This window comes from Marinomonas sp. UCMA 3892, from assembly GCF_012726345.1.
In the GTDB taxonomy this organism is placed as follows: Bacteria; Pseudomonadota; Gammaproteobacteria; order Pseudomonadales; family Marinomonadaceae; genus Marinomonas.
Genome location: NZ_PTXN01000011.1, coordinates 131293 through 139043, shown reverse-complemented (window position 1 = coordinate 139043; position 7751 = coordinate 131293). Strand labels below are relative to the sequence as shown.

Here is a 7751-nt window from a genome sequence, read left to right as displayed (position 1 = left end):
GGATAACCGCTGAAAGCATCTAAGCGGGAAGCCTCCCTTAAGATAAGATCTCACTGGGACATAAGTCCCCTGAAGAGCCGTTCGAGACTAGGACGTTGATAGGTTGGGTGTGTAAGTGCTGTGAGGCATTGAGCTAACCAATACTAATTGCTCGTGAGGCTTGACCATATAACACCAAAGTGGTTTTGGATGAGAAGAGTGAAGGCTCAAGATCATCAAAATGACAAAGACACATAGAATTACGATGAAAACAACATCGGTTTGATACTTGGTTATCYCTATTTCAAAATGAATTGTTAAAGATCCAAGCACGTATTCGCGTGTTTTGAGACAAGTCGAAAGACAATGCAATAAACGCATAGCTCAAAACAAACGCAAAACGAATTGCTTGACGATCATAGAGGCGTTGAACCACCTGATCCCATCCCGAACTCAGAAGTGAAAAGCGCCATCGCCRATGGTAGTGTGGGAGATCCCATGTGAGAGTAGGTCGTCGTCAAGCTTTATATTGAAAAGAACCCCGTCCTGCTAAGCAGGGYGGGGTTTTTTCGTTTAGGCGGTGTAATAGGATTGCTCCCACATGCGTGTGGGGCTCTTTATCAAAGACACGCATGTGACAGTCGGCATCAGTCGTCAAGCTTTATATTAAGAAGGCCCTGATAGCTACGCTGTCAGGGCTTTTTTTCGTCTGCAGAAAATTCTTTTGCCTGTAGGAATACCATCTTGTCATTGCCTTCGCTTGCGCCAGTTTCGCAAGCTCAACGCGTTAGCGCTAATCCAAACCAAGGCGAATGGAATGTTGTTCAAAGAGGCTTTAATATGAGTAATTAGAGCGTTAAGAGATTAAATTTTTCCTTTTAAAGAATCTTTGTCACTTTATTTCTTAAGTTCTTGTAGTTGTTTTATGTAAGTCAGCTTCTCTCTATTCTTATGCCATGCATCGTAGAGCGCTATCAGATTTTCCAATGCAATTTGTTTGGATGCTGTTGGTGCTTGTGCTTTTTCCATCAAGGAGAGTGATTGGAGAAAGAGAGGTTCTGCTTTTGGGTAGTCTCTTTTAGTATAGAAAATAGCACCAGCTCTTGCGGCGGTATAGGCGGCTTGTAATGGCTGGGCCGGGATCTTGCCATGAAGTACTAGGCTCTGCTGATAAAGTGTTAGAGCTTCTTTAGTATTGCCTTGATCTTCTTCTACACTACCGAGATTACCAAGTATGAGTGCTTGCTCTATACCTTGGGCGTGGTTGAGTTTATGTAATCCAGCTAGGGCCTCTTGATAAAGTGCTTTGGCTTTTGGGTAATCATTTTTCTGCTGGCTGTCTAATGCCAATTCATTTAAGTTCATAATATTGGCTAACGACGCTTCACTCGATGTAGATCGAATAGTAAGGGCTTGCTTACGCAGAGGTGTGGCTGAACTCTGTTTTCCTTGAGCCTCTAAGATAGCAGCAAGACGTTCTAGTGTTTCGGCAAGGCGGACATCATTGCTTTCTAGTGTATTTTGTTCTCGGTTGAGTTCTTGCTTTAGTGTAACTTGCGCGGCATCTTGCTGATTTTGTTGTACATATGCTTCGGCTAGTGAATAGTTAATTTGACGAAAAAGTTCACTAAATGGCTCATTACTTCTTCCTTTCATAAACACTTCGACGATGGATATGGTCTCGGCATAATTCTGTGATTCATTATGAAGGCGAGTTAGCGCGTTTACGGTTTTTAAAACGTCATTCGCTTGAACATCTTCAAATTCTTGAATATCCCAAGCTTGGGTATAAGCCTCAATGGCATTTAGTGGTTGGCCAGCTTGTTCTAGGAAATTGCCTTTATTAAATAACAGAGTGGCTACTTGAGGGTGTTCGTCATCGTAAGCGCTTTTTGTAAATTTGATAGCATCATTGATGGAATTAATCGCAGCGTCTGGCTTGTCTTGTGCGATTTGAATAAAAGCCAATAAGTTGAGACTGCTGGCACGAAACGCGGTACCGTTGTCGGCTTTTTTTGCAATCTTAAGGGCGTATTTGGCGTTCTTTTCAGCCTTGATGTAATCGCCTTCTTGATAAAGAGCCATGGCTTTGTCTTGGTAGTATTGCCAGTTACCTGCTGCCCAGGACACAGAGCTTAATAATAGGGCGCAAAGAGTGACAAAAGTAGCTAAGTGATGCAGTTTTATCATGTTAGAAATTTTTCTCCAGTTTTAGGCTGACTTGGTTGTTTTCACGGCTATACAGCCAATCTACATTGCTGTTTATATTTGAGTGTTTGATGGTTAGGCTCGGAGCAAAACCTAAGATGGACAGTTGAGGCGATTTCATGACCAATGTGTAGCTGCTTTCATGGTCATTGCGTTTTGCACCAAGAATGTTGCTGTACGCTTTGTAGGTTTGTTCGCGGAAAGAGGTGAAAAATGTTGTGCTTAGAGCATTAGAAAACGATTTTGAGACCCCGAGTCGTACGCCAAGTTGTAAGTAGCCATAGGGTTTATCATCCGCTTGTCGGTCTAAGCCATCAACACCTCCAAATAACGTCCAGCTATTCGGTAAGACTTGCCACATAGTTGCATTTGCTGAGTAGGAAGGGCCGTTATAACGTTCGTAGTTTTGCTTTTTATAGCGCAGTTCTTTGTAATCGCCTTGGACTTTAAGCATTTGCTTGTTGGAAAAATTGTGAGTCCATTCGCCATGCAGGCCTAAGGCACTGTACATGGCTTTATTTCCATAGGCGGAAAATTCAAAAGAAGGAGCGAGTTGTATCTGGTCATCGAGATCTTGGTAGCGATAACCTAGCTGTGTAATTAGCGTACTTTCATTGTAATCAGTGTAATCGTCATAGCTTTTACCATATAGCAAAGAGCGAAAATACAGTCCATTATGACTCGTAATAGGTGTGTGCTTGTTAAGGGTCAGTTCGTAATCAAGCCCCGTTGCTGAAATAGCATCGGGGATTTTTCGTTCATAAATACATTGGCCTTGGGAAAGGAGTAAACAGGTACGACTTTCTGAAGATTGGTTAAGGTTATCATTCCATACTGCACCAAGCGCGATAGACGTCGACCAATCACGGCGCTGTTCAAGTGCTTTACGGAAACTTTCTACCGTACGATAGACGCCGGTCTGTTGCTCATTGTCAGGATCGAGCTTTGCCGATATTTGTGTAAAAACTACCTCTGCTTCTTTATCTTGATGATCTTCGAATAGTACGCGGGCCAGTTCCAGTTGACCTGGCAAGAATTCAGGGTTCAGGCCGAGGAGCTGGCGATACTCTGTTGCGGCTTGCTCCATATTACCTTGGATTCGAGCTAATGCGCCTTTCGCATAAGCGAGTAAAAGTGGATCAGCATCGGAAAGTGTTCGGTATTCATCGAGAAAGTAAACGACGGCATTCCATTGTTTTTGTTTAATGGAAACATAGAGCGCACGCCCGATATCATTAGCATTGTGTCCTACGGTGTAAGACTTGCCATCAAGAATCAGCTCTGGGCGTTTTCCTGATAGGTAATCTTCATCTTTGAGTAACTCACTTTCCTTTGAATTGTTTTGTTGTTCTATGTTTTGGTTTAACCTGAGCTGAGTATCTAGATCGTGATCATCTGCTGTTGCAGACCGTGAGAACATAAACAGCAAGGCCAATCCGACTATCTTGCAATGAAGAAAGTTACTTTTTAAAAAATGCATGTAAATGGCTCATCATAGGCAGTAAAGAGAAAAGCCGAGCAGGATAATCATGCTCGGCTAAGGTTAAATCATAATAATGACTTAGTCTTTAGAGCCGCCAAATGCGGTGTCGTATTCAGTTCCAGCAAAGTCAACAAGCCCCGCTAGATCTGCTTGGCCATTGTAGAATTGAGCTGAAACGTCACCAGCAGAAGCGACTTCGATTACTGAAATACTTGCTGTTGCATCTGAGCCAGTAACAGAAGCATCGCTATTAATGGTAGCTGTACCAATATCAACAGTAAGGCCATTTGTGTTCGCCATGCTGCCTGTTAGTGTTGCTGCAGCAAAGTCAGCGGTTAATGTACCGTTTAGCAAGCTTGCAGCTGTGCCATTGTAGTTATTGATACCCACGACTGTATAGGTGGCCGTACCAGAGGTTGGCACAGAGGTGTCTGCATTTGCTCCGGCATAGTAAACGGTACGAGTTGAATCTCCGCTGGTGCCATAGGCTGACCACTCACCGACCCATACATCGCTGGTACCTACTTGAGCGAAGTTGAATACTCCGAGATTATCGTGGCTGGTTGGAGAGCCAGTGTAAGGGAAGTTTAAGGTGTAGACATCTTGAGCATCCTTAGCGCCGTAAGCTGTTAATCCCTGAAAGTTCACTAACTTGTCAATACCTGTAGCATTCACACCAATACCTGCGCCGCCAGAGGTATGAGGACCACCATTGACGGTGGCTGTCCCTACTTTTACATAGTTCGTATTGCTGGATTCACCCACGACGGCTGCACTTGCCATGCCTGAAAATACTAAAGTGCCAAGAGCGAGAGACATTGCGCTTACTAGTTGTAACTTTTTCATTGTATTACTCCATTGTGTTGTGTGTTTTCCCAATGAAAACACGGTTGCCATGACACTACTTGTGCAGTGCCATCCTTGCTAACGGGTCGCTAAAAGCGGCCTGTTAAACCCAGTTTAAATGTGCGTCCCGGCGCGGCCACGGCAGATCGAGTAGCTGGATCCACGTAATATTGGTCGCTTAGGTTTGAACCGGTGAACTCCACATCAAAGATTTCATTAATTTTATAGCGGACGTAGGCGTCGAAGATGAGCGTGTCACCCCAGCTATAAGGCGTGTTATAGAAATAAACATAACCAAGTTCACCTGCCCTATAAGAGTTTGCGATGTACCAATCTAGATCACTGTTTTCGTAGCCTTTGTAATAGGTGGCTCGTCCGCCTATTTCTAAACGACGATCCATAAAACGGCCTCCTAGTGATAAGTTGGCGGAAAGCTCTGGAGTAGCTTGAGCGAGTTGGTAACCATTAGGAAAGCCGTATTTGAAGCAGCGAGGAATCGGGTTATCAACAGCCCGTGCCATGTCATTTTTGGACAACATTGCCGCGCTGTCTTCATCACAGATTTCATTTTGTAAGGTGTAATTCATGCCTAAACCAGTGAAAAATCGGCCATTGTCATAACGAGCACTGAGTTCTATACCACGGATTTTTTGCTCGTCGACATTGTTAAATTTAAAATTGCTGTCTCGTTCGATAACGTCTTCAGTGAGGTTGTCGTAGTAGGCAATTTTGACGTCGGCATGCTCTGCGCTAGAAAACCATTGGGTTAAATCATGTACATAAGCCAGCTCCCAGTTATGGGCGTGTTCTGGCTTGACGCCGTAAGGGTTTTGAGACGCGGAAAATGCCATGGTACTTTCAAACATGCTTGGGTAGCGCAAGGTTTCTGTATAAGTTAGATAAGCTCTGCTGTAATCGGTGAATTGATAACTGATACCTGCATGAGGCACCCAGCCATGGTCTTTGTGCTTTTTAGCTTCTGCGATGGATATGTTATTCACAGGATTCGTTTGACATGAAACGACGTTTTTTCCTGCTAGCTCACCATTTAGGCAAGGGTTGTCGGCACGGTCGTAATTGCCATCAGCATCGGGCTTCCAAGTTGCATAGTTGTTGTAAGTATTCTCAATAACTGTTTTATCGTATGAAATACCAGCAACAATTTGGTCATATACTGCTTGGCTTATAGCCCCAGAATCTAAATATGTTTTAAAGAAGGCTGTTCTTTCAGCAACTAATGTTGCAATTTCTTCATCTGTACGGACATATCCTGTGCTGTAAGAAATATTGTAATAATCGGTAGTACTTTGGCTAAACTCACCAGGATGAGCCGCGAGGAAATCATCAAACGCCCAATAAGCGGAATAGGTCATGCCGGCATTGAGTTTGAGCTTATCGGTAGGGCGCCAAGCAAAATCAAAATTGGTTTCCCACTCTTCCCGTCGACCAGCGCGTGGCAGCATTCGCCAGCCAGCACTGGCTGCTTCGTTATATTCGTCATCGGATGTGAGCTTTTCGTGCTGAAAACGACCGCCAAGTGTTAGGTCTAGAGTATCGGTAAGGTTCATTTTGTTACTAAGGGTGATACCGTCGCGGGTGCTGTTGGCATTGGTTGCAGCGTTATCATAGAGTACGCCTGATGTATCGGAGGGTAAGGTTTGGTTAGGGAAGCCACCGGAGGTGTAGGTATCACTGACGGTATCAGTTCGCCAAAGATTGGCATTAAAATCGATCCAGCGGTTGTCTATGGGTTTGTAGCTGTATTCAATATTGTACGCTTTTGCCGTGACTTCACTAAGTGGCCATTGAATGGCACTGCGGTCGCTTTGGTTGTTGATTCTGGACGGCATGATTTCGCCATAAGTGGAATCAGATTGGCGGAAGTTGAAACCAATTTTTTGGTCGTCATCAATGTGCCATGTGGTTTTTAATAACCAAGACTCCATTAAGCTGGAGGTATTGGTCACTTCGTCGCCAGGCTGCCAATATTGGGCAAGTGAGGTGATGTAGTCTCGGGTGTCAGCTGCGCTGGGATTGTTATAGTAGCCCGTATTATTTTTCCCTGAATAATAATTGCCTCGTTCTCGGTAAGCATAAGCAGCGAGCACGTCAAAGTGTTCACTCTTTTTGGCCGCTGCGACTCGGTAGGCATAGTCGCCGCCATTTAATGGGTTGTTATCGCTATCCGATTTGCTTTTTAAATTAACTCGTAAGGTTTTGTCGGCATAGGGGTAAGCGCTTCCGGCAGGGTAACCGTCGACATCTGTCGCTAATTCGCCAGTATGAAGAGCGGGTACTCGTTCTCCTGTAGCATTGCTACTGCCTTCTATTTTGAATTCTGCGCCAAAGGTTTCACCATCGCGGATTAAATCGTCGGGTGACAGGGTTTTGACCACCATGGCGCCACCAACACCGCTATGTACGTCACGCTCATTGGTGGCACCCTTGTAAATTTGAACATTGCCAATAAGGTTTGGGTCGATGTAATTGCGGTTAGTCGCGCCGTTGTAGCCACGCCATACTGTCAGCGCTTGTTCTGTGCCATCAATTGTTACCGGAACACGGCCAGGGCCTTGAACGCCACGAATGTTTAGATCGAGTGCGCCGCTGTTGCGAGCTTCGCCACTGAATACGCCGGGAACGCCTTGTAGTAAATCGGATGGGGTGGTGCCCTTATAACGTTCCACCTCGGTTTTACCAATAAAGGTCGTGGAGGTGTTTTTGTCGTATACGTCGTCATAGCCCTTTTGATCACGGGCACTCATATCAGACATTGCGTTGTTGTCTTCAATGGTAATGGTAGGAAGATTGACTCCGTCATCTCCTTGCTCGGATTTTACGATGTAACTGCCATTTTGAGTTTGTTGGGCAACCAGATTGGTATTTGCCAGAATCTTTGCCAGTGCGGCGTCCTGTGTGTAGTCGCCGTTAAGGCCAGAGCTGCGTTTGCCTGTGGTAAGGGCAGAGTTAATGGATAAACTCACATCAGCGGTTAATGCAAATTGATTCAGTACTGAATCTAAAGAGCCTGCCGGAATGGAATAGTAGCGACTGTCTACTTGGGCCATGTTATCTGCGGCTAAAACGGGAGAAATTCCATGTAATGCGACGGAAACGCTTAATGGTATGGCCAGCATTAATGGTTTGAAGAGGGGCTGTTTTTGGTGTTTCATTCTTTAACATCTCGGCTGAATTAGTGTCTATACCCTTCATACCGAGTGAAGATGGAAAACCC

General features: G+C 44.8%; 4 protein-coding genes and 2 rRNA genes. 2 read left to right on the top strand and 4 right to left on the bottom strand.

The genetic code is table 11. From position 1 onward, the window contains the following. Positions 1-168 (top strand): 23S ribosomal RNA (locus tag B6N13_RS16340); the annotation flags it as partial. Positions 169-387: 219 nt separating this feature from the next. After that, positions 388-502, top strand: a 5S ribosomal RNA gene (gene rrf / locus B6N13_RS16335). A 374-nt stretch (positions 503-876) separates the two neighbouring features. On the opposite strand, the gene B6N13_RS16330 is transcribed toward rrf, so the two are convergent. From B6N13_RS16330 to B6N13_RS16315, 4 genes are all read right to left on the bottom strand, one after another. Next, a complete protein-coding gene (locus tag B6N13_RS16330) occupies positions 877-2169 on the bottom strand; it encodes a tetratricopeptide repeat protein (RefSeq protein WP_169459982.1) in 1293 nt (430 codons plus the stop codon). A 1-nt stretch (position 2170) separates the two neighbouring features. Then, entirely contained in the window at positions 2171-3667 is a 1497-nt protein-coding gene (locus tag B6N13_RS16325; protein WP_169459981.1) for a surface lipoprotein assembly modifier, read from the bottom strand. Positions 3668-3748: 81 nt separating this feature from the next. Further along, positions 3749-4516 (bottom strand): Slam-dependent surface lipoprotein, encoded by a 768-nt coding sequence (locus tag B6N13_RS16320; RefSeq protein WP_169459980.1) that lies wholly within the window; start codon positions 4514-4516, stop codon positions 3749-3751. A gap of 89 nt (positions 4517-4605) precedes the next feature. Next, complete coding sequence (locus B6N13_RS16315) at positions 4606-7689, bottom strand: TonB-dependent receptor (RefSeq protein WP_169459979.1); 3084 nt, start codon at positions 7687-7689, stop codon at positions 4606-4608. Between the last annotated feature and the right edge of the window lie 62 nt (positions 7690-7751).

Excerpts from the sequence above, each read along its gene's own strand:
- B6N13_RS16315 (WP_169459979.1), bottom strand. The coding sequence starts at position 7,689 with ATGAAACACCAAAAACAGCCCCTCTTCAAACCATTAATGCTGGCCATA.
- B6N13_RS16330 (WP_169459982.1), bottom strand. The coding sequence starts at position 2,169 with ATGATAAAACTGCATCACTTAGCTACTTTTGTCACTCTTTGCGCCCTA.
- B6N13_RS16325 (WP_169459981.1), bottom strand. The coding sequence starts at position 3,667 with ATGCATTTTTTAAAAAGTAACTTTCTTCATTGCAAGATAGTCGGATTG.
- B6N13_RS16320 (WP_169459980.1), bottom strand. The coding sequence starts at position 4,516 with ATGAAAAAGTTACAACTAGTAAGCGCAATGTCTCTCGCTCTTGGCACT.